Below are 21,949 nucleotides of genomic sequence, written 5' to 3' on the forward strand. Positions count from 1 at the left end.
CTTTTTGAATTTAAAGCAACTAAGTATAGACCCGAGTATATCAATCATTTTAGTATTTCGTCAAGTAGATTGTGTGAAATATTTTTAGTGATATTTTCTCATTAACTCAGCCAGATGAACTTGTTGTGTGACAAATTCATGAGTACGACACACGTAATCATGTTCACGACCGATTTTTGCGATGTATCCATTAATATAATCAACTTCTGTAGGTCTTCCCTTAGAAAAATCTTGATACATTGAAGGATAATGATACTTAAGTGCATGACTTGTAGTCGTAACTGAGTCAATTTCCTCTTGCCTCGTTTCAATCAGATAAATTCCAGCTCGCTCACAGGCATCATACGCTTCGTCAAACAATTGACGTGCCATCTGGGGAACACCTTCATACTCAATAAACTGTCCCATTTGGACTTCGAACATCGTACACAAAGTGTTAACAACAGCATTGAAAACCACTTTTGACATACACATTCCAAGATAATCCTCAACGACAATTGGTCCCAAATAGGCTCTTTTTAAATCTGTTACAAATTCTTCAGCATCTTCAGGAATACTCTTGCTTGCATACATGGCAAGATGCATGACTTCTGCACCCTTTTTCCCCATAAAATCAACATCTGCTGGACCATCCAGTCTCGTTGCAATCATAGCAGTACCACAAATTATCTTCTCAGGAGCAAAGTATTGTGCAATTTTTTCAAAATGTCCCATCCCATTCATTGCGGAAAAAACATATTGATCGTCGTGAAAAAGTCCAGCCTTAGCATCACGTGCAAGCTCTTCTTCCAACTGCATCTGTTTTTTAAAAACTATCCATACATCAGGATGGCCTTGATACTCTTCTGGATAATAAATATTGATTGGAACAACCCTCCGATTTTCATGATCTCTAGCTACAGAAACACCACCTAATTCGCGAACTTTTTCTACATTTGGTTCCCATGTATCAATGAAATCGACCTCAACACCTGCATTTTCCTGCAACATAACACCATAACGATAACCCATTGCACCCGCACCAATAATTCCATACTTCATAACTTCAACAACTCCTTTCTATTTTTAAAACAAAAAACACCCCTAGATTGATTGCATCATCAACCCAAGGGCGTTCGTAAACGCGGTACCACCTTTTTTGAACTAAAAAAGTTCATCTTAACGGAAATAACAAAATTGTCTTTCCAGCTTTATAATGGAAGTATCCATCTCGCCTCTAAAAGCAAGCTCTCAAATGCGACTCTCGTAAAACAGTTTTGATATGTTTACACCACCACATACTCTCTAAGCAAAACTGAGTCATTAATATTCACATTTGAATAAATTTAGTCTATCAATATTGGTATTAGTCTATGCTTAGAAAGTTAAGATGTCAATCTTTTTTTAATAAAAAACTAATTTTAAATTCATTTTTAATATAATTAACTTTTCTTTCAAAATCTATTGACTACAACAAAAAAGTGTATTAGACTTCAAGCATATTAAAAAAAAATGAGATAGCGTGTTGAAGAGAAGCTTTATTAATTAGATGGATTTAGCGAGCCTAATCTTGGTGAAAGTAGGTATCCTAGGTTAATAAAAATCATCTCTGAGCGTAGTGATCGAAACTCGTAATGAGTAATAAATCACTTTGGGAGCACCCACTATAGTGCTGACGAATTGATTTTTAGTTCGAATAAAGGCTCACTGTTGTGAGTGAATAAAAGGTGGTACCACGCGAAGGCGTCCTTTAGACATTTGTCTATTGGATGTCTTTTTTTATCTTCAACATCTATCTTACAAAAACATATAGGAGGAATCTTCATGAAATTTACAGTATTAGGTTCAGGTGCAATGGGTTATCGTTATGGTGTTTTACTCCAAGAAGCAGGCAACGATGTTGAATTCGTTGATGCTTGGGAACCGAATGTTGAAGCAGTCAGAAAACAAAACGGTGTCTTTGTTTCGCGTGATCATGAAAATAAGCGGCTCGTCCCTATTAAAATGTTCTATCCGGAGGAATACACAGGCAATCCTGATGTATGGGTAGTTTTTGCAAAACAAATGCAGCTTGAAAATCTACTTCAACGAATGGCACCTAAGTTCAACGAAAATCAGTATGTTTTAACATGTATGAATGGCATGGGTCATGTTGAAAAACTGTTGAATTATTTTAAACCTGAAAAATTAATTGCTGGTACTGCCCTTGTTGCCACAGTGCTAAATGGACCTGGAGATGTTGATTTCATTGGTGCCCGTGGAGCCGGAACAATGAATTTAGCAAATTATACTGAAAAACCTGACGAGATGACACACAAAATCGTGACAGAACTTGAAAAGTCACAATTCAACCCGACTCTAACTACCAACTTTTTAGGAACTTTGATGGCAAAAGTGGTCTTCAATTCTGTTGTCAATACACTGTGCACCCTCTTTGAAATTACCATGGGAGAGTTTGCAAGCTATCCTGGTGCCGACGAACTGAGTCGTCAATTGATTAATGAAGCATATGATGTCTGCGAACGTGCGAATATTACTATGATCAATTCACGACAAGAGGAACTAGATAGTGTTAACTATGTGTCAAAGGTTGCTAATCCACTACATTATCCTTCAATGTATCAGGACATGTCACACAATCGCCCAACTGAAGTGGATTACATCAATGGCTATCTTGTTGAGTTAGGTAGAAAATATCGTTATGAAGCTTCTACTCACGCATTCTTGACTCATTTGGTCCATTTAGCAGAACATACAAGACATCATTAAAAATACATTATTAGTTCACATACTTCAAAACCAAAACAAAAGGACTAGGTCAAAATACAATTGACTCAGTCCTTTTTATTTTTGCATCAATACATGATATAAAATCGAGTTTTTATGACTTCTTCACACGATTTTATAGCACTTCTTTAATTGCTTTATTTACACCATCTTGCTGTTCTGCAATTAACTTAACGCGGCTCTCGATCACACTCGTATCCATCTTAATCTCGCGTGTCAACCCAGGAACTACCAACTTTGGCTCAAAGAACTCTTTAAATTCAGTCAGTCTTTCTTCTGTACGCAAGACTCGGGCAATTACGGTAATAAAGGTCGTAAATTCCATGTCACCACCAACGGTATCTTCCAACCATTGCCACTCATTTCTGATCCAGTCCCAAGCCAGTTGTTCACCCTCAGCATTTGACAATACTCCAGCAAACCATGCACGCAAATCTTGTGGCTTAATCGTGTCGGCATCCTCAAACTTATCAATAAGTTTGCTGAGGATTGCTGGATCTTTAGAGCTTGTTAACGCTGCGCAAATATCTGATTTGTAACTTCCATCTGCTGACCGACGATGTTCTTCCAGCAGCTTATCAAACAGTTCACGACTACCAAAATTTTTGACTTCATTTATTAATATTGCTGCACGAACATCAGCTTGCAAACTTGATAATTTATTTTTATTAGCGCTAAACAGTTCATGTGCTTGAGCAACAGCCGTTTTATTATTTCCATAAATTGCTGCACCGACAACATAAGGCCTTGTTAGTTGATCATCAACTGACTCGTTTGTCCTTTGAATCCACCCCAAGCGTTCGACTTGGCGTGCACTTAATTTATTGTACAATGCTTCTAAATTTTGCTCTTCAACAGTATGAGGTGTCACAAACTTACGCAGATTTCTTGCTACACTATACAAAGCCGTGTTGACTAATGCATATTTACTATCTGCAAACTTATTAAGTAATGGAACAATTGTTTCATATGAAACCTGATTACCCTCAGCTAGCAAACGCAAGTCTTGAAGAATTTGTAATTGCGTAATTGAATCGTATCCTGTAACGTCCCGCAAAATGTCATCAAGCAGCGTATCATCGTACTTAACAATAAAGTGCGAACTATTACCAATATTAATCCGCAAAGGCTTGCCCTTTCTCTCTCGTAAATTCTGATACCCAGCAATCTTAACTTCTTTTTCCGACATAATTGTAGGAATTTCATCATAGTTACTATTCAATGGAATCTGCCATTGACGTCCCTGATCATGGCCTTTACCGATAAAGAATTGTTTTTGTGACAAAATAAGCTCATCATTTTCAATTTTTGCAGTTACTACAGGATAACCTGGTTGTTCTAGCCAAGAATTGATAATTTTTAAGACATCCATACCTGATGCTTTACCTAGTGCCTTCCATAAATCAGCACCCGTTGCATTATCATATTGGTGTTCTTCAAAATAATTCTTTAAGCCAGCTCTCAATGCGTCATCACCAATCAATGCTCTGACCATCACTAGCATTCTAGCACCCTTAGCATAGACAATTGCCCCATCAAATAATGCATCAATTTCTGCAGGATTTTCAACTTGCACATGCACCGACTGAACCCCATCGGTTGCATCTCTTTGCAATGCAGCAGGTGACTCTGCTGCTTGGAAAGTCTCCCAGATGCGCCATTCGGGCTCTAATGCATCAATTGCCACATATTCCATCATGTTGGCAAAACTTTCATTTAACCACAAATCATCCCACCACTTCATAGTTACTAAATCGCCAAACCATTGATGAGCAAGTTCATGAGCAATCACAGTGGCAACAAGCTGTTTCATCTCTAATGAAGTATTATCTGGATCAAGAGTCAAATATGCCTCACGATAGGTTACCAAGCCCCAGTTTTCCATAGCACCTGCCGAAAAATCAGGTAAAGCCAACTGCCATGAATGTGGCAGTGGATATGGTGTCTCATAGAAGTCTTCATAAAATTCAATTGAACGTTTGGCAATGTTCAAACCAAAATCTAATTCATTAGCTTTATGTGCCTTCGTTGCGAAAACTCCGATTTTAACTCCACTTTTGGTCTCAGCATACTTGCCTTGCAACTCTCCAAATGCAAATGCCACCAGATACGTTGACATGCGAACAGTCGTATCAAAATAATGTACGCCATCTTCAACACGCTTTTCAGGCATATTTGCTAGAGTTAATTCTCCTGGCTTTTCATCATACTTCAAAGCTAAATCAAATGTTGCTTTTGCTTCAGGCTCATCAACACATGGAAAAGCTTGACGGGCAAAGTTAGTCTCAAACTGTGTACCAATAATCTGTTTTTTGACGCCATCAATTTCATAATACGATGGATAGATACCCATCATTGAATCAGTTAACTTTGCCTCATACTCAACTTTAACTTCAACTTCACCTAGTTTGTCCACAGTCAGTCGAAGAGCGTCTTTTGCTGTGTCAATCTCAAACTTGCTTCGTTCTCCATTTACCTCAACAAAATTAATTTTCAAATTTTTTTGATGAATTGCAATGTTAGTACTTTTTGCAATCCCTGTTATCTTTGTTGTTCCCTCTATCTTTTTAGTACCTCGATCTATCTCAAGATAGATATCATAATGCGATGGTTGGAAATCATCGTAAAATCGTGCTATTTCAGTCATATTTTCTCCCCGCTTCATCAGAATACTTCCATTATACATCCTTGTAGTACTAACTTTAAATAGACAAGTCTTACATGCTTCTTTTTAAATGTTTAAATTGTATAACTAACTTAAATAAGAAAAAAGAACAATGTAATGTGTATCAATGAAAAGTAGAAATCACAGCTTTAGCTTCTAAGAAAATTTAGCTGTAATCAATAAAAAGACTAGCTCAAAATTCAACTTTTGAACCAGTCCCTAATCACTAATAAATTTAGCTGTAATTTTCCTATTTTATACTTACTTTTTGCCTAAAAATTGTTTCTTTCATCACATTTTCTAGATTTTCGAGCCATTATTTTGTATAACTTCTTTGTACCAATAAAATGAGTCTTTGGGAGTTCGTTTTAATGTTCCATTACCCTGATCATCACGGTCAACATAGACAAATCCATATCGTTTTCTCATTTCACCAGTCCCCGCTGATACCAAATCAACACATCCCCACATCGTATAGCCCAACAAATCAATACCATCGATATCGATTGCTTCTTTCATTGATTTAATATTGGCCTTTAGATACTTGATTCGATAGTCATCATGAATTTTCCCATTTTCAAGGACATCAGCCCAGCCTATTCCGTTTTCAACAACCCAAAGCGGCTTATGATACCTATCCCACAACGTATTTAGTGCTATTCGCAAACATTCTGGATCAGTGGCCCATCCCCAAGCATTTGTTTCCAAATATGGATTCTTTACTCCATTAGTTCCCAAGTTTCCGCTAGCTTTTGCTTCTTCTTGATGTGTTGTAAATACAGACGAACCATAACACGAAAAACTCAAAAAATCAGCAGGATAATTTGCAAGGAGCTCATAGTCCTCTGGGCTATCATTCAACACAATTCCTTCCCGCTCATATTGTTTCCACCGATACTCAGGATACTTTCCACCGGTTTGTACATCAGAGTAAAATAACATTTTTTGGTTCAATTCCATAATTTTAACTTGATCAACTGGGTCACAAGTATATGAATATAACGGCTGAAAAGCTAACATTTGTCCTACTTTTATTTTCTCATCTATCTTGTGTGCAAGTTTAACTACTTTTGCACTAGCAATAAACTGATTATGTGCCGCCTGAGCACGATTCTGTGGTGTAGGATCAAGAACTCCTCCCGCAATATATGGAGCTAAATCCATGGCATTGATTTCATTAAATGTCAACCAATACTTCACTCGATCATGATAACGTTCAATCACAATTGCCGAATACCTTTCAAAATAGTCAATTAACTTGCGATTAACCCAACCACCATATTTAATGGATAAATTCAATGGCGTCTCGTAATGAGAAAGCGTTACTAAAGGTTCAATCTCATATTTTTCCAGTTCATCAAACACTTTGTCATAAAACGCTAAGCCTAATTCATTGGGATGTTCATCGTCCCCATTGGGAAAGATTCTTGCCCAGTTGATTGATAATCGATACACCTTAAATCCCATTTCGGCCATTAATGCAATGTCTTCTTTGTAGCGATGATAAAAGTCAGTTGCTGTATGGCTTGGATAGTATTCATCCTCAAGTACAGCAGGTATAGCTTCTTCAGGTATTCCAAACTTCTTCCCCCAGATCACTGGAGCATACCCTTTTCCATTTGTTTTCTCGTTAATCCACGTAACTTTTCGTGCCTCAGTGTGAGATCCATTGGTTAATACATCCGCTGTATTTAGACCTTTGCCGTCTTCTAGATACGCTCCTTCATACTGGTTGGCAGCTGTAGCTCCACCCCACAAAAAATTTTCTGGAAAGCCCATCCTTCTACCACCTCTCGTTGATTAGAATATACTGTTAGGCCATTAAATCTTCCGCCTGCGTCAAAACTTTCGCACCGTTCATCATCCCATATGATTGCATATCAATTACATCCATCGGAATCTTTTTATCAACTAATTTCTTATTAATATCATTTTTCATATATCTAATCTGTGGCCCTAGTAAAACAACATCAATTTCTTTTTCTACTAATTTCTGATCAATTTCGGAAGCCGAGACTGCAAAAATATCATAGTCTTTGCCTTGTTCCTTTGCTGCAGTCTGCATCTTAGCAACAAGCATGCTGGTACTCATTCCTGCTGCACAACATAACATAATAGTCTTTTCACTCATAATAACCCCATCCTCTCATTATCAATTAAAGTACTTTATTACATATTCATTTTACATTATTTAGATAGCGCTTACAACCCTTCCAAATTTATACAAAAAAAGCTGCATTTTAGCAGCTCTACCATAAATACTTTCCCTCATTTATTGTTTCAAATATACATATGCTTGCTGTGCAGCTTGCCTCCCAAAAACAACGGTTTCTGCAATGGAATTGCCTCCAATTCTATTATTACCATGTAATCCGCCAGCAACCTCACCAGCAGCAAAAATTCCTGGAATCGCATAACCATTTCCATCCAGCACTCTAGTTTTTTCATCAACATGAATTCCACCCATTGTATAGTGAACCGCTGGTGCAACGTGAATTGCATAATATGGTCCATCATCTAATTTGATATTCATTCCTGTTTTTCTTCCAAATGCTGTATCCACTCCAGCCTCAACTGCTTTATTCCATTCTGCTAAAGTTGAAGTTAAGTTATTACTATCAATTTTCAAGTTTCCTGCTAGTTCAGTAACTGTTTCTGCACTCTCAACCAGTCCTATATGGTTATAGAATTCAATTGCTTTAACACGTTTTCTGACCTTCTCATCAAAGATCAAGTACGCACTTTTTCCCGGTAAAGCAGTAATTGCATGTGAAACAACTTTCCTTGTATCCAGTTCATCAACAAATCGCTTTCCTTCATTAGATACAAGAATAGCCCCTTCACCGCGAACCGTTTCACCTATCAGGTAAGCATGCGGCGTATCTTGTTGCACTGTTGGATGAATTTGAATCATTTCCATCTGAATTAATTCAGCACCTATTTCCTGTGCCAGCGATAGCCCATCTCCAGTGGCGCCACCATGGTTGGTTGTCTTATAGTTCAACAATTCTGGTCGGTACCTCTTTATCCATTTAGTACCAGCCCCGAATCCACCCGTTGCGATAACAATCGTCTTTCCTACGATCGTCTTTCGCATCTCATCACTTAATCTGATAACTACTTCGTTGTCAGAAGTATTCTTTTTTATATGTTCAACCCTGATCTGTGTAAATAAGGGAATGTTCTCTTTCTGAATAATACGTAGCAGTCCTTTAATTAGATATGCCCCAACTGGTGCAGTCGAAGCTGGCCGATGTGCTCTTTTCTTACTCATTCCACCCGTTATTGTTAAATCGGTCAATTCTATATCGTGAGAAGAAAGCCATTCAATTGCCAAGGCTGTATGTGTAGTAAAGTACTCTAGCATTTCTTGGTTATTCAGCTTTCCTCCGCCTTGATACGTCTCATTGTAGAATTCAGCAAAACTATCAACTACCCCATTAGCTAATTGAACTTCCGTTTCGGCGGCATTCATCCCAGAAGACGCACGATTAGTATTACCTCCAATTTTGTCCATCTTTTCTAAGATAACTGGTTTAAGGCCAAGTTCATGTGCTTGAATTGCACAAGTTAGTCCCGTACTACCAGAACCTATTATTATTACATCGTAGTCTGTTCCAAGTTGTTCAATCGGACTAGGTGTGAAAACAAACTTATCAGGCATTATTTTTCTCCCCCATATTTAGCTCTATTTGTATTTGAGTCTTCTACTTCATTTATTCTTTTATTTTGCGTTGATCATTGTCATCTTCTTAGGATCAACCCACTTATCAAAATCACTTTCTGAGATTTCTCCTGTTTCTAGTGCTGCCTCTTTCAATGAAATACCCTTGCTTTGAGCCTTTTGTGCTATCTCAGCACTTTTATGATATCCCAAATGTGGTGACAATGCCGTTACAGTCATCAGTGAATTATTTACCAGCTCTGCCATTTTCTTCTCATTAACTGTCAGCCCCGCAATCATTTTTTCATTAAAGCCATTGACAGTGAGTGTCAGCAGGTTAACTGATTCTAGAAAAGCATCGATAATCACAGGTTTATAAACGTTCATTTCGAAATTTCCCTGTGATGCTGCCACGGAAATTACCGTGTCATTGCCAATAACGCGAACAGCTGCCATAGTTAACGCCTCTGCCTGTGTAGGATTGACCTTGCCTGGCATGATTGACGAACCGGGTTCGTTTGCTGGAATGTTCAATTCACCATATCCGGCACGAGGTCCACTTGCTAAAAATCTGACATCATTTGCTATTTTAAGTAAATCTGCCGCCAATGTTTTTAGTGTTCCGTGTACAGCATTGATTGCTGAATGTGCTGCTAATCCATAAAATTTATTATTTTCCACATTGAATTTATCATGATAATGGTCGCTGATCTCAGCATTTACGATTTTGGTAAATTCCTTTGTCGTATTTAATCCTGTACCTACTGCAGTTCCCCCAAGCGGTAATTCATACAAACTCCGCTTCGTATTATTGATGAATGATAAATCATGCTCCAACATACTTATCCAACCGCTGATTTCTTGGCCAAATGTCAGTGGAGTTGCATCCTGCAGGTGTGTTCTGCCAATCTTTACAGTCTCCCAATAGAGTTCTTGCTTATCCTTTAACGTGGCTGCTAATTTTTGGACTTCTTCAATTAGATTCTTTAAAGCCTGAGTGGCTGCAATATTCATTGCGGTAGGAAAAACATCATTGGAACTCTGCCCCATATTAACATCATCATTGGGTAAAATTTCTAGATTGGAGTTAAGCTTCTTTGCCATATGCGCAATAACCTCATTAACATTCATATTAGTTTGTGTCCCAGAACCAGTTTGGTACACTCGTAATGGAAAATCACTTCTTAAATCTGCATCTCCAAGCTGTAATAAAGTATCTACTGCTTCGACAATTAAGTCTCTTTTTTCTTCAGTCATTTTCCCAAGTTGACAGTTAGCCACTGCGGCAGCCTTTTTAATTACTAACAGTACCTTAATTATATCCAAAGGCATCTTATTTCCGGCTTTAAAATTTTGCCTGCTTCTTTCAGTTTGCGCTCCCCACAAAGCATCGGCAGGAATATTAACAGACCCAATCGTATCGCTCTCAATCCTAAAATCCACTTTGTTGTCAACTCCTTAAAATAATAGTTTGTTACATTTTACACAATAAATTTTATAACAAAACAGTTAAAAACCTGCTTTGATTGCCTTTTTATTTTAAATTTCCCAGTTCATTAAATTCTGCATCTGTTAACTCAATCTTAGCTGCCTCTAAATTCTGCACTGCATGTTCTTTTGATTTGGTACCAGGAATTGGCATTATTACTGCACTTTTCTTCAGCAGCCATGCTAATGCAATCTGTGAAGGACTTGCGTCATATTTATCTGCAATCTTTAACAATCTTTTATCCTCACTCAACTTTCCTGTTGCAAGCGGAAACCATGGAATAAATGCCAAGTGATTTTTTTCAGCGAATTCTAAGACATCTTCATCAGCACGATCTATCAAGTTATATCTATTTTGAACGGATACGATTGGAACAATTTTTTGTGCTGCCTCAATCTCGGGAACGGAAACTTGGCTTAGTCCAATATGTTTTATCTTTCCCTCACTTTGTAATTCTTTTAGCACTCCGAGCTGTTCTTCAAGAGGAACTGTTTTATCAATTCTGTGAAGCTGCAAAAGATCAATTTGTTTTAATCCCAATGAGAATAAGTTTAATTCAACTTGTTGTCTTAGATAGTCTGGTCGACCATTAGGGGTCCATTGCCCTGGACCTTGTCTTGTAAATCCAACTTTAGTTGCTACCATTACATTGTTATCTGGTCGTTGTTTCAATGCTTCTTTCAAATAGAGATTAGCGAAGAAAGGTCCATATGAATCGGCAGTATCAATAAAATCAACTCCGTGGTCAATTACAGTTGTTATCACTTCTACAGCATTTTCAACGTCTTTAGCAGGTCCCCAAACACCCTTACCAGGTAATTGCATCGTCCCATATCCTAAACGGTTGACTTTCAAGCCCTTACCAAAATCAAAGAATTGTTCCATCGTAGTTCCCCCTTTTCATTTATATACTGATAATACATCAGATAGCCTCAATAATTGTTGCAGAAGTGTTTCTTTTTTAGTTTCTTAAATTTTCGAAAGATTTCCATTGTTTTTCTTAACTCACAGTGCTATATTTAAGATGATATGAACATATACTCATATTATCATAGAGAGGAGTAGTAATATGGATCAACCCAATAAAACAAACTTAAGATTCTTATCAGTTACGACTTTAAACATACTAATCACCTTCTTTGAATTAGTTGGTGGGTTACTTTCAGGGAGCCTCTCGCTGATTTCTGATGCATTTCATAATTTTAGTGATACTTTTTCGATTGTTTTAAGCTATCTGGCCAATGTAATTGGGAACAAAAAAGCTACTCCTAAAAATTCTTATGGTTATCGTCGCGCGGAAATTCTAACTGCATTACTCAACTCCATTATACTGGTTTTGATCTCTTTGTTCCTACTGTTCGAGGGAATTGATCGTATTCAGCATCCTGAAGCTGTTAAGGGTGCCATTATGTTCTGGGTGGCAATAATTAGTTTTATTGCTAATCTGAGTGCTGCTCTCTTATTACGTGACGGCTCACATAATAATCTTAATATGAAAGCTACTTACTTACATCTATTGAGTGACTCACTTGCCTCAATCGGTGTAATAATTGGTGCTATTTTTATTTATTTCTTCAATCTTACTTGGATCGATCCTATTATTACCATCCTAGTATCACTCTATATTGCTTACGAATCTCTACCAATTATCCAACAGACATTCAGAATACTTATGGAAGGATCACCTGATATTGATGTCGAACATGTTAAAAATGATTTGCTGGCTATTCCAGAAATAAAAGATGTCCATCATTTTCACTCTTGGTCAATTAACGAAAACGAACTAATGGCATCTGTACATGTCAATCTCCCCGATTTGCCGCTCAGTGAAACCGAGAAAATATACAGCAGTATTGAGAATGTATTAAAAGCTAAATATAATATTAGTCACGTTACAATTCAGGCGGAGTGTACTCGTGGTCTAAAAAAAGCAATGTGCCTGTCTAACGAAGATGAAGATAACGATATACGAAATGGTAAGTAAAGTCATGTTCCAGTAAATATCGAATTCACAAAAATTTATTAAGAACTCAGAATAAAACAAGTCATATTTTCCAAACAAACAGCTCTACCAGAAGAAGTCATGATTTTTTCTGATAGAGCTGTTTAAGTATATTCTAGAATGAAAATACAGACATGCTACAGTATCTTCAAAACAATACCCTAAAAAATAAAATGCTTATATAAACACGTATTACAACTTGAAATTACAGTATATTTCCATTATTATCCATGCTTTTGCTAGTTTATTTCAGTCTTTTGTCTGCCAATCGTTTCTTCATTATGACCTCCTTGATCAAAAAATTGGTTCTGACAGCACTGCCAATTTGTCACTTAAATAAATAATATATCTCCTCATATGCTAGTTGCCTTTGTTATTTACAGGTAAAGGAGTGATGCCAATTAATTTCTCAAGTGTATTAATTAACCTTGAATAATCAATTTGAGAATAATTACTCACATTAACACGAAGTAATTTTCCTAAACTAAAATTTGCATACCCGCGATCCTTCATTCTTTTTTCAAATGTTTCTATACTTGGCATTCCATCAAATTTTGTGTTTGATTCTAATATATCATCACGATGATAGTGATTCATCAGGTGTCCGAGATGTCGTGGATCTTCTTGATCGCGATTACGTTGACGCCAATACAAAATATCAACTGGAGCCTCTAATCTCACAGTAATTACTTGATAATCGTTTTTTTTTGCAATGCTTTTAAGATGTGGTTTTTGTTTATAGCTAAAAGGATAATCACACAGTATCTGTTTTTTATAACTCATCATGAGTTCAACTGCTCGATAAAAACGTTCTCGTGCCTCTTCATCAAGAACTTTTTTTTGCTCTAAATTATCAAAACCAATTTCATCGTATATGTGTTCCTTAAACATATCTAGCGGTGTATAAATTAGAAAAGGAAATGCTCGCATAATAATTCTTCCTGTGTAACTTTTACCTGTTCCTGGAGCCCCAGCTAATAAAATTAATGTTTTTTGTGCCGAATTCACTACTATCACCATCCCCACTGCAAAGTAAAAGATTGGAAAATTAACGAACTTTTCTCCCAATCTTTACTGTCACATTAAACAATACTTTTTATTTATTCAAAAACAAACCTATCTTGTGTTTTACCACATCATACACTGCCTTATTGCATGGCATGATATTGTTTCGCAAAGAGTTATTAACTTCAGTTTTATTAAAATACTTCTTAGCAGTTCGTGTCCAAGCAACTAGTAATTCAGTGCCAACATTAAATTTACGAATACCATTTTCAGTCAGACGATGATAATCATTCTCGTTAACTCCAGTACCGCCGTGAATTACAAGTGGCGTTGATATATTTGAATGAAGTTCTTCAATTAAGTTCCAATTAAGCTTCGTTTTAGACTCAAACTGGCCATGGTGAGTACCAACACCTACAGCAAGTGCATCAACTGGCACATTACTCAGAAATTCAAGTGCCTGTTTAGGATCTGTATACACCCCTTCGGCAACTGTTATTCCCTCCTCAGTACCTCCAATTGTGCCAATTTCACATTCAACTGCTGCACCACGTTTATGTGCATAATCTGTTACACGTAACGAGCGCTCCATATTTTCCCGAAAGGGCAATGCCGAGCCATCAAACATCACAGAATTGTACCCAGCATCAATTGCCTCTTTTATATTGTCAAAGGATTTGGCATGGTCAAGATGTAGATCCACATCGACAAGTAACTCTTCGGCCATCATTTTACATATAGCTACAAAGTTTTTCATTCCAACATATTTTGCAGTAGATTCACTGGTTTGAATGATAACTGGCGCTCCAGCATCTTTAGCCGCTCGAATCATATCTGGTACCATTTCAAGATTATGCGCATTAAAAGCACCTACAGTATAGTTCAATTTTTCTGCTTCACCTAACATCGACTCAAGATTCTTGTACATAAGATAACTCCTCCTGTTTAGATATAATTTTCAGAACATGTTTGAACGCAGAACTCGTTTTGACATATCCAATAATCTATCTGTTTTCCCAATCCATTTTTGAATTTCAGCATCATCTTTAGCCGCAGCCGCAATTTTGCGTTTTTCCTCATAAAGATTCAATAATACGTTATATGCGTCCCCAAACTGTTCCTTGATCTTCAAGCTTGCTTCATATGCAGAGATAGCATTATCTGTTTGATTAAGTTTCACATATACCGTACCAAGATCCTCATACAATTTAATTTTTTCATCATCAGCATTGGCCGCACTTACCTCTTTTTTAAGTTTTGCTGCTCTAATGATAAGATTTTCAATTTCCTCAGAAGTTAGTTCTTTAGCATTAGTGAACTCTACTTTTTTCTTTTTATTAAATCCAAACATGACATCATCTCCCATTCACAAAATCAGCTATTTTTGTCATACCTAGATTGCCTTCAAAATCGGTGCAAAAATAAATGCATACATTAACGCCGCGACAATCGTATCTGAATCAGTAGCACTGGCGTTTACAAAACCAAGGCTTTGCAAAGCAACAACTAACAGCGCTGGAAGTAATGTAATGAACAAGCCGTGAAGCACACCTCCGATGATTGCCCCTCGTCGCCCACCAACAACATTACCAAAAATTCCAGCAGTCCCACCTGCAAAAAAGTTTGTTAACATTCCCGGTAAAATAACGGCTAGACCCATCACTGGCATTAAGAACATACCAATTACTGTACCAATTGTAGTTGTTACAAATCCGAGAATAACTGCATTTGGTGAATATGGGAAAAGAACAGGGCAATCTAATGCAGGTTTTGCGTCGGGAACGAGCTTCATAGCAATACCACGAAATGCTGGCACAATCTCTCCCAACAGAAGTCGGACCCCTGCCAACAATACGTAGACACCAACAACGAACTGGACGGCTTGTAAGAATGCTTCAACCATATAATTAGTCGTACCGACACTTGCCCACTTGGGGCCTGCAAATGCTGCAGTGATTAAATACAAAGGGACCATAACAACAGCAACTGACAAATAAGTATCCTGCATGAATTCAAGGGCCTTAGGAAGTTTAATGTCCTCAACAGAATGCTTATTTTCGCCACGTTCACCAAAAATCCAAGCCGCACCGGCTTCAAATAGATAGCCGACTGTACAGAAATGGCCTAATGCAATTGCATCGTTGCCTGTAATCTTGCGAATAAACGGCTGAGCCAGTGCTGGCATAGCAACAGCAAAAATCCCCCCGATAACACTTCCCAAAATAACTGTTATGACAGTATTGAAACCACAAATTTTACCTCCAACGACTGTCATTGTAGACATCCATAATAATGCTTGACCTGTTAAGAAAATATATTTCCAAGGCGAAAAGCGTGCAATAATAATATTAACAATGAAAATCCCTAAGAATGTGAATGCAATTGCATTACCTAAACCCAATGTGTTCATTGCTTGACCGTTGATTGCCTCTATACTTGGAACAACACCGTTCAAATGAAATGCATGTTGAAAAATTTTACCAAAGTATGTCAAGCTGGCAACAATGACAGCTGATCCTGCACTTAGAACTTCAAATCCAAGTAATGTTTTAAAAGTACCTGTGAGCACCGTCCCAAATGATTTCCTTTGCAGAACTAAACCCAGTAGCGCAATAAGTGCAATAATAACGGCTGATTGCGTCAAAATGTTTTGAATAATGAAATTAATAACAACCATATCGTCTTACCTCCAGACAAATTTACTGACTACTTTATTCTGACAATTCTCTAATAACTGGAATAAGCTTCTCCTTAATTTCGTTCTCACTAACAATATTGTGTAAAAATACAAAATGAATTTCTGGATCCATTTCAAATTTTTCGAATTGCATTTTAAAATTCTCGGCCGAAACAATAATGTCTGTTCTTAACCCTGGTGCTGATGATATAGATTCGTGCTCTAAATCTGCCTCAATTTTTTCTTTGCTAAGCACATCTTCTACCACCATTTGGCAAGCCAAAGAACTTCCCAGCCCATTACCACAAATAAAATAAATTTTCAATTTCCTACTCATTTTTAAATCCTCTCCTTAGTCTCGTTTGGACCAAACAGCACTTTACAAAATTCGTTAATATCAGAAATATCAGCAAGTCTTTCAACCTTATCTTGATCATTAATTAACCGCACAACAGATTTCATTACATTTAAGTGTGAGTAATTATCAACCGCTGCTAGACAAAAAATAATTTTAACAGGATCATTTTCGGGATTTCCAAAATTGATTGGGTGGGCAAGAGTCATGATTGACACACCAAGTTTTTTTGCACCATCCTCTGGCCTTGCATGTGCCAATGCAATTGATGGACCAATAACGATATATGGCCCATAATCTTCAACTGACTCTATCATTGCCTTTACGTATCCCGACTCAATATAGTTTTCATCTAGAAGTGGCCTTGCAGACTTCATAATCGCATCTTTCCATCCACTAACTGGTACTTGTAATTGAATTTGACTATTGTTAATAAGATCCCTCAACATTGGTTGAACCTCTCTTTCATTTATTTTCAACCTATTTTTTTCAAATACCCTCCGTAGCTCAAAAACCAAGCCATTGCTAACGTCTATGCTATTTTCCTTGAGAACAATCAAAATATTATTGAATAATCGTGCAGGCTCTAACTGATTTTCCTCATACTTTGATAGCTTAGAGTGTTCTTTTAAGAAATTTGCTACGGCTTGAACATCTTTAACAGAAGGTATTGGATTTACTTTAAGGCTCGGAAATCCTGCAATTTCGACATCAACTGTTTTAAAAACCAATCCAACTGGTATTTTATTCAGAACATCAAGTTCAGACACACTTAAAATTGCCAAAACGTCAACATTGAAATGCTCCTCAAGTTTCGCTGCCAGTAAGCGCCCAGTTGCCAATCCATAGTTACAGATAATTGCAATTCTGTACTTACGAACCTGTTCTTGACGAATTTCAACCTGTGTAGTTGAAAAGTAAACAGCAAGATATCCTATTTCATCGTCTGAGAGATTCATTTGGTACTCCTGACCCCTTTTTAAAAAAAATGCTTTAACCGAATTGAAGATTTCTGGATAACTTTGCATAATAGTCCTTTTTAATGGATTATATGCATTTACACTCCTACTTTGTCTCTTAATTAATGCCGAAATATGTTTATATACTCGCTCGAATAGACTCTCACTTTTTGAAAATGGAAACTCAAGTATTTCTTCCATCCACTCGATCAATGCTAAACATATAATTTGGGATTTAGCCCAATTTTCCAATTCTGCTGGTTCATCAGAGTCAAAACTACTAATTGTAAATGCCAAATAACTGGCCTCTGATTTACCAACAATTTTCAAACCAAAATGTCTACTTACAGCATTTACAAATTCTGATTGATGAGTATTAAGTGCAGCCACATCTGTATCTGCGGTATCAACGTTATGACCATTTTGTACACGTAAGAGCCATACCATTGTCAGCACAATCGCTTGCTGTTGATAATTGTCATTTACTCCTAAATGTGAATCAGAAAAGATATTCTGTAAAATTGTTTTCAAATAAATAACATCAGTATTGTTAAAAACTTTTCTTGCCTCATCCACTAATATCTTCGGCCATTTAAATCTATCGCGAACTATATCTAAAATATTAGGCTGGCGACTAAGCATATCTGTAAACATCATTCGAATCGCACGTTCATTTCCTTGCACGCTCACCCCACTTGTATGATTGGTAACAATACGTAATCCATAAGGTTGAACCAACTTTCGCAAATCACGCATATCGTTGTCCATTGTACTTTTGCTAATTTGCATATCTTCTTGCAATTCAACTAAAAATAAAGGGTCCTTATCAAACAAGAATTCCATGAGCAAAAATATGATTCTTTGTTGTGGGTTTAAATATGAATCATCTTGTACATTGTCGTTTGTCATCCGGATAAACTTTTTTATTATTGTCGAGGAGAACGGATTATAAATTATACCCTTATTGATAGCTATTTGATCAAGCCCTTTGCTGGCCAGCAATTCATTGAGCTGTCTGATATCATTTCGTACAGTTTTGGTAGTCACTCCGAGCTGAATTGCTAAATCCTTCACCTTCAGTTCCTGTAAACCACTTAGTACTTCTAATACCTGAATCAATTTATCTCGCATGTTCTCACCCCACATTTACATTCTATGTAACCGCTTACCATTTTAAAAGTACTAATTGTTTCCCTCACTATGGGAAAACAATTGTTATTAGCTCCATATGTTGTAAAAGAGTATAATTTACTCATCATATTTTCTTAATATTTTTCTAAATAAAAGCAGGTACATTTTAAAAGCTATTCGGTCTCAAATATACAACCTTTTTATTGTTGCTCACCTCAATAAAACCCTCTGTTCTTGTAAATATCACCCTGCCAAAAACTATTATACTGAAAATAAGTTTTTCTCGCTAAAACTGTGCCGTTCTACTCCCACAAGTAAAATTTATGGTTTATCTGACATGTATAATAAAAAGGAATGGGACAAATTTAAAATTTGTCCCATTCCTTTTTATTGATTTCATATAAATTTGCCGCATAAGTTAAAAATTTTCCGTCAAGCTTCAAATATTACTAAGCTTATATCATATTCTAGTACTTTGGGTCTATACTACTTATTTTTATTCAAAAATTCTAAAGCAGCCTGATAATTTGGTTCATTCGTTTGTTCAATAATTAACTCACGATACGCTACTTCTCCTTGGGGATTAAGAATCCAAATGCTGCGTGCATCAACATTCCCATCTTCTACGAAAATTCCCACCTTTTTTCCTAAGGAACCATCTTTATCAGAGAGTAATTTCATCTTCGTAACGCCTTCGGCCGCACACCAGTCTTGCTGCTGCTCGACGGTATTAGTTGAAATGGTCAAAAAGTTAATATCTGGAAAAAAATCCACATCTTTATTGAATTTCTTTGTTGAAAGACTGCATACCCGGGTATTAATATCTGGAACGATACTAATCAATGTATACTTTCCACTGATATCTGTATTTGTAATGGTTTCACCCTGTGTGCTTTTTAATTCGAATTCTGGAAAACGACTTGCAATACTAATTGGTTCTCCATTAGTAGATGTTGGTTTTTCATGTCTGGTTATCTTCACTTTACTCATTCCTTCCGTAACTCGATTATCTCAATTGTATGCTAGAAACTCACTGATAAGCAAATATTTGTTCTGATAAAATTTATATTTGTGCAAAAAATTATTACTGATTATCTTGTCTTACAAAACTGTTGTATTTATACTTAGATTGCGCTAATTAACTTCTGAGAGGAGAAATTGATCATAAAAACAACTCGCAAATTATTTTATATTACTTTAGGTTCTTTATTATACGCAATTTCAATAAATTATTTTCTTATTCCAACCAGATTAGGTGAGGGTGGTGTTACTGGCCTGACAACTATTGCTTTTTATACACTACAAATTCCCACATATCTGACAAATTTTGTGCTTAATAGCATTTTATTATTGATTGGCTTAAAATATCTCAAACGAAAAACAATTTTACTATCACTTTGGGCAATTATTTGGCTTTCTATTTTCTTGAAACTTCCCGTTATTTATACTTATCATACGCAACAGACTATTATTCCAACTATCGTTGGTGGTGCTCTAACAGGTATCTCAATGGGTTTAATTTTGAATGCGGAAGGATCCATTGCTGGAAGCACCATTTTGGGAAGAATACTTAATCAATATCTCGGAATTCCCATAGGATCAGCTACTCTTTTTTTTGATCTAGTCGTTGCAATTCCGTCCGTTTTCATTATTGGCTTTGAAAATACGATATTAACAGTTCTAGAATTATATATTTCTGCCAAAATAACCAATATTGCTTTAGAAAGATTTGGTTCAAAAAAGGTAATCCAAATAATTTCATCTCACAGCAGCAGTATTGCCCAAGCAATCTCTGACTCATTGGGACAGGGTGTTACACTCCTTCAGGCCACCGGTTTTTACAGTCAATCGGCAAAACCCATTATTTATTTCGTTTGTACTTCAAAAAATCTGGCAAGAATCATACCAATAATAGCAGCCACTGATCCAGCTGCTCTAATCATTACTGAAAATGTACGCAGCGTGCGTGCCACTGAAATATATCGTCTGCTCTAACTGTAATGTTATTGTAATAATTTATCTTAACAATTATAGTTCATATTATAATATTCTTTTGCTATACTGTAATTATTCTTATATGTCAATATTGAAATTAAATTTTAAAAAATAATTTATTTAAGGAAGTGAACTTTTTGAAAAAACGTAAGGAACGAATTGCCCATCAAAAATATTTGCGGCAAGTCAAGCACATTAAGGGTATAAGTCGAACTGCTTCATACGTTGGAACAGGTTTTTTACTTGGCTCAGCCTCCCTTCCAATCCTTAAAGTAAAGGCTGATACTACAACTTCTCAAAATGCCGTCACTTCTACCACTGGATCTGTCGGATCTACAAGTGTTAGCGAATCCAGCAGCACTTCGGTTCCTAGCACGAGCTCTGCCAATTCAACTAGCTCAACTGCTTCAACTGCTTCAACTGCGGCTAGTTCTACAACAGCAAGTACAGTTGCTACAAGTAGTAGCGTCCAAAAGGCTCCCGTTTCATCTTCAAGCAGCTCGAGTTCGCAAAGTTCTGCAGTCTCATCTTCCAGTAGTTCAGCTAGTGCCGCAGTTTCGTCATATAGCGCTGTCACATTAGATACGTCATCATTGACCTCTGCTCCTGTAAAAGTGGCAACTTTTATCAATAGTATTGCTAGTTCGGCACAACAAATTGCACAACAATACAATCTTTATGCGTCTCTAATGATTGCACAAGCTGCAACCGAAAGTGGCTGGGGTACTAGTACCTTGTCTACAAAGGCTCACAATCTCTTTGGTATTAAGTATTCTGGATCTGGTAGTTACATTACTATGAATACTCAAGAGTATTACAATGGCGCTTATCATACTGTTTCTGCCAAATTTCAGTCATATAGTAGTTACAGCGACTCGTTAGTTGCTTATGCAAAATTGATCTCTAACAATTTTGGTAATTCGACCAAAGCTAATGCATCTACGGTTTCTATTGCCGCAGCTAACCTTTCCAAAGGAAAGTATGGCACATATGCAACTGATCCCAGCTATGCTACAAAGCTTTTGTCCATCATTAATCTGTACAGTCTAACAAAATATGATACTGGTAGTTCGAGCAGTTCAAGCACTAATTCTGCTACTTCTACTTCAAGTTCTAACTCTAGCAGTTCTTCTAATAACGGTTCCTCTGCTTCAAGTAGTTCTACTACTTCATATATCGTTAAATCGGGGGATTCACTCTGGGCTATCGCTAATAAGTATGGGATTTCTGTTGCTAATTTG

General features: G+C 36.7%; 18 protein-coding genes. 4 read left to right on the forward strand and 14 right to left on the reverse strand.

What is annotated here, in order from left to right:
• Positions 1-84 precede the first annotated feature (84 nt).
• Positions 85-1,041: a ketopantoate reductase family protein gene (locus IV36_RS08805; RefSeq protein ID WP_003691299.1), complete on the reverse strand. Its 957-nt coding sequence runs from the start codon at positions 1,039-1,041 to the stop codon at positions 85-87.
• 762 nt (positions 1,042-1,803) lie between these two features.
• Here IV36_RS08805 and IV36_RS08810 point away from each other — a divergent pair.
• On the forward strand, positions 1,804-2,748 hold the full coding sequence (locus IV36_RS08810; protein WP_056991776.1) for a ketopantoate reductase family protein: 945 nt from the start codon (positions 1,804-1,806) through the stop codon (positions 2,746-2,748).
• Positions 2,749-2,881: 133 nt separating this feature from the next.
• On the opposite strand, the gene IV36_RS08815 is transcribed toward IV36_RS08810, so the two are convergent.
• From IV36_RS08815 to IV36_RS08840, 6 genes are all read right to left on the reverse strand, one after another.
• Positions 2,882-5,413: a M1 family metallopeptidase gene (locus tag IV36_RS08815; protein WP_056991811.1), complete on the reverse strand. Its 2,532-nt coding sequence runs from the start codon at positions 5,411-5,413 to the stop codon at positions 2,882-2,884.
• A gap of 318 nt (positions 5,414-5,731) precedes the next feature.
• The gene (locus IV36_RS08820; RefSeq protein WP_056991778.1) at positions 5,732-7,210 is read right to left on the reverse strand and encodes a glycoside hydrolase family 1 protein; all 1,479 of its coding nucleotides are present in this window, start codon (positions 7,208-7,210) and stop codon (positions 5,732-5,734) included.
• 34 nt (positions 7,211-7,244) lie between these two features.
• Entirely contained in the window at positions 7,245-7,562 is a 318-nt protein-coding gene (locus tag IV36_RS08825) for a PTS sugar transporter subunit IIB (protein WP_056991780.1), read from the reverse strand.
• Between the two features lie 141 nt (positions 7,563-7,703).
• The gene (locus IV36_RS08830; RefSeq protein WP_056991782.1) at positions 7,704-9,095 is read right to left on the reverse strand and encodes a flavocytochrome c; all 1,392 of its coding nucleotides are present in this window, start codon (positions 9,093-9,095) and stop codon (positions 7,704-7,706) included.
• A 60-nt stretch (positions 9,096-9,155) separates the two neighbouring features.
• Complete coding sequence (locus IV36_RS08835) at positions 9,156-10,538, reverse strand: class II fumarate hydratase (RefSeq protein WP_056991784.1); 1,383 nt, start codon at positions 10,536-10,538, stop codon at positions 9,156-9,158.
• A gap of 91 nt (positions 10,539-10,629) precedes the next feature.
• Positions 10,630-11,469 (reverse strand): aldo/keto reductase, encoded by an 840-nt coding sequence (locus tag IV36_RS08840; protein ID WP_056991786.1) that lies wholly within the window; start codon positions 11,467-11,469, stop codon positions 10,630-10,632.
• 184 nt (positions 11,470-11,653) lie between these two features.
• On the opposite strand from IV36_RS08840, the gene IV36_RS08845 reads away from it, so the two are divergent.
• A complete protein-coding gene (locus IV36_RS08845) occupies positions 11,654-12,568 on the forward strand; it encodes a cation diffusion facilitator family transporter (RefSeq protein WP_056991788.1) in 915 nt (304 codons plus the stop codon).
• Between the two features lie 378 nt (positions 12,569-12,946).
• Here the strand turns inward: IV36_RS08845 and IV36_RS08850 are convergent, their stop codons facing one another.
• From IV36_RS08850 to IV36_RS08880, 7 genes are all read right to left on the reverse strand, one after another.
• Positions 12,947-13,606 (reverse strand): zeta toxin family protein, encoded by a 660-nt coding sequence (locus IV36_RS08850; RefSeq protein ID WP_187328441.1) that lies wholly within the window; start codon positions 13,604-13,606, stop codon positions 12,947-12,949.
• A 76-nt stretch (positions 13,607-13,682) separates the two neighbouring features.
• Positions 13,683-14,519, reverse strand: coding sequence for a class II fructose-bisphosphate aldolase (locus tag IV36_RS08855; protein WP_056991792.1), 837 nt, complete (start codon positions 14,517-14,519; stop codon positions 13,683-13,685).
• Between the two features lie 30 nt (positions 14,520-14,549).
• Positions 14,550-14,942 (reverse strand): tetratricopeptide repeat protein, encoded by a 393-nt coding sequence (locus IV36_RS12425; RefSeq protein WP_056991794.1) that lies wholly within the window; start codon positions 14,940-14,942, stop codon positions 14,550-14,552.
• Positions 14,943-14,984: 42 nt separating this feature from the next.
• Positions 14,985-16,268: a PTS sugar transporter subunit IIC gene (locus tag IV36_RS08865; RefSeq protein ID WP_056991796.1), complete on the reverse strand. Its 1,284-nt coding sequence runs from the start codon at positions 16,266-16,268 to the stop codon at positions 14,985-14,987.
• A 34-nt stretch (positions 16,269-16,302) separates the two neighbouring features.
• A complete protein-coding gene (locus IV36_RS08870; protein WP_056991797.1) occupies positions 16,303-16,605 on the reverse strand; it encodes a PTS sugar transporter subunit IIB in 303 nt (100 codons plus the stop codon).
• 2 nt (positions 16,606-16,607) lie between these two features.
• Positions 16,608-18,713, reverse strand: a complete 2,106-nt coding sequence (locus IV36_RS08875) for a BglG family transcription antiterminator (RefSeq protein ID WP_056991799.1) — start codon at positions 18,711-18,713, stop codon at positions 16,608-16,610.
• A 486-nt stretch (positions 18,714-19,199) separates the two neighbouring features.
• On the reverse strand, positions 19,200-19,694 hold the full coding sequence (locus tag IV36_RS08880) for a thiol peroxidase (protein ID WP_056991801.1): 495 nt from the start codon (positions 19,692-19,694) through the stop codon (positions 19,200-19,202).
• 177 nt (positions 19,695-19,871) lie between these two features.
• On the opposite strand from IV36_RS08880, the gene IV36_RS08885 reads away from it, so the two are divergent.
• Positions 19,872-20,708, forward strand: coding sequence for a YitT family protein (locus tag IV36_RS08885; RefSeq protein ID WP_056991803.1), 837 nt, complete (start codon positions 19,872-19,874; stop codon positions 20,706-20,708).
• A 137-nt stretch (positions 20,709-20,845) separates the two neighbouring features.
• A partial coding sequence (locus tag IV36_RS12505; RefSeq protein WP_156648655.1) for a glucosaminidase domain-containing protein occupies positions 20,846-21,949 on the forward strand: 1,104 nt, incomplete at its 3' end.

Origin of the sequence: Liquorilactobacillus mali (assembly GCF_001437155.1) — a bacterium.
Taxonomy (GTDB): domain Bacteria; phylum Bacillota; class Bacilli; order Lactobacillales; family Lactobacillaceae; genus Liquorilactobacillus; species Liquorilactobacillus mali_A.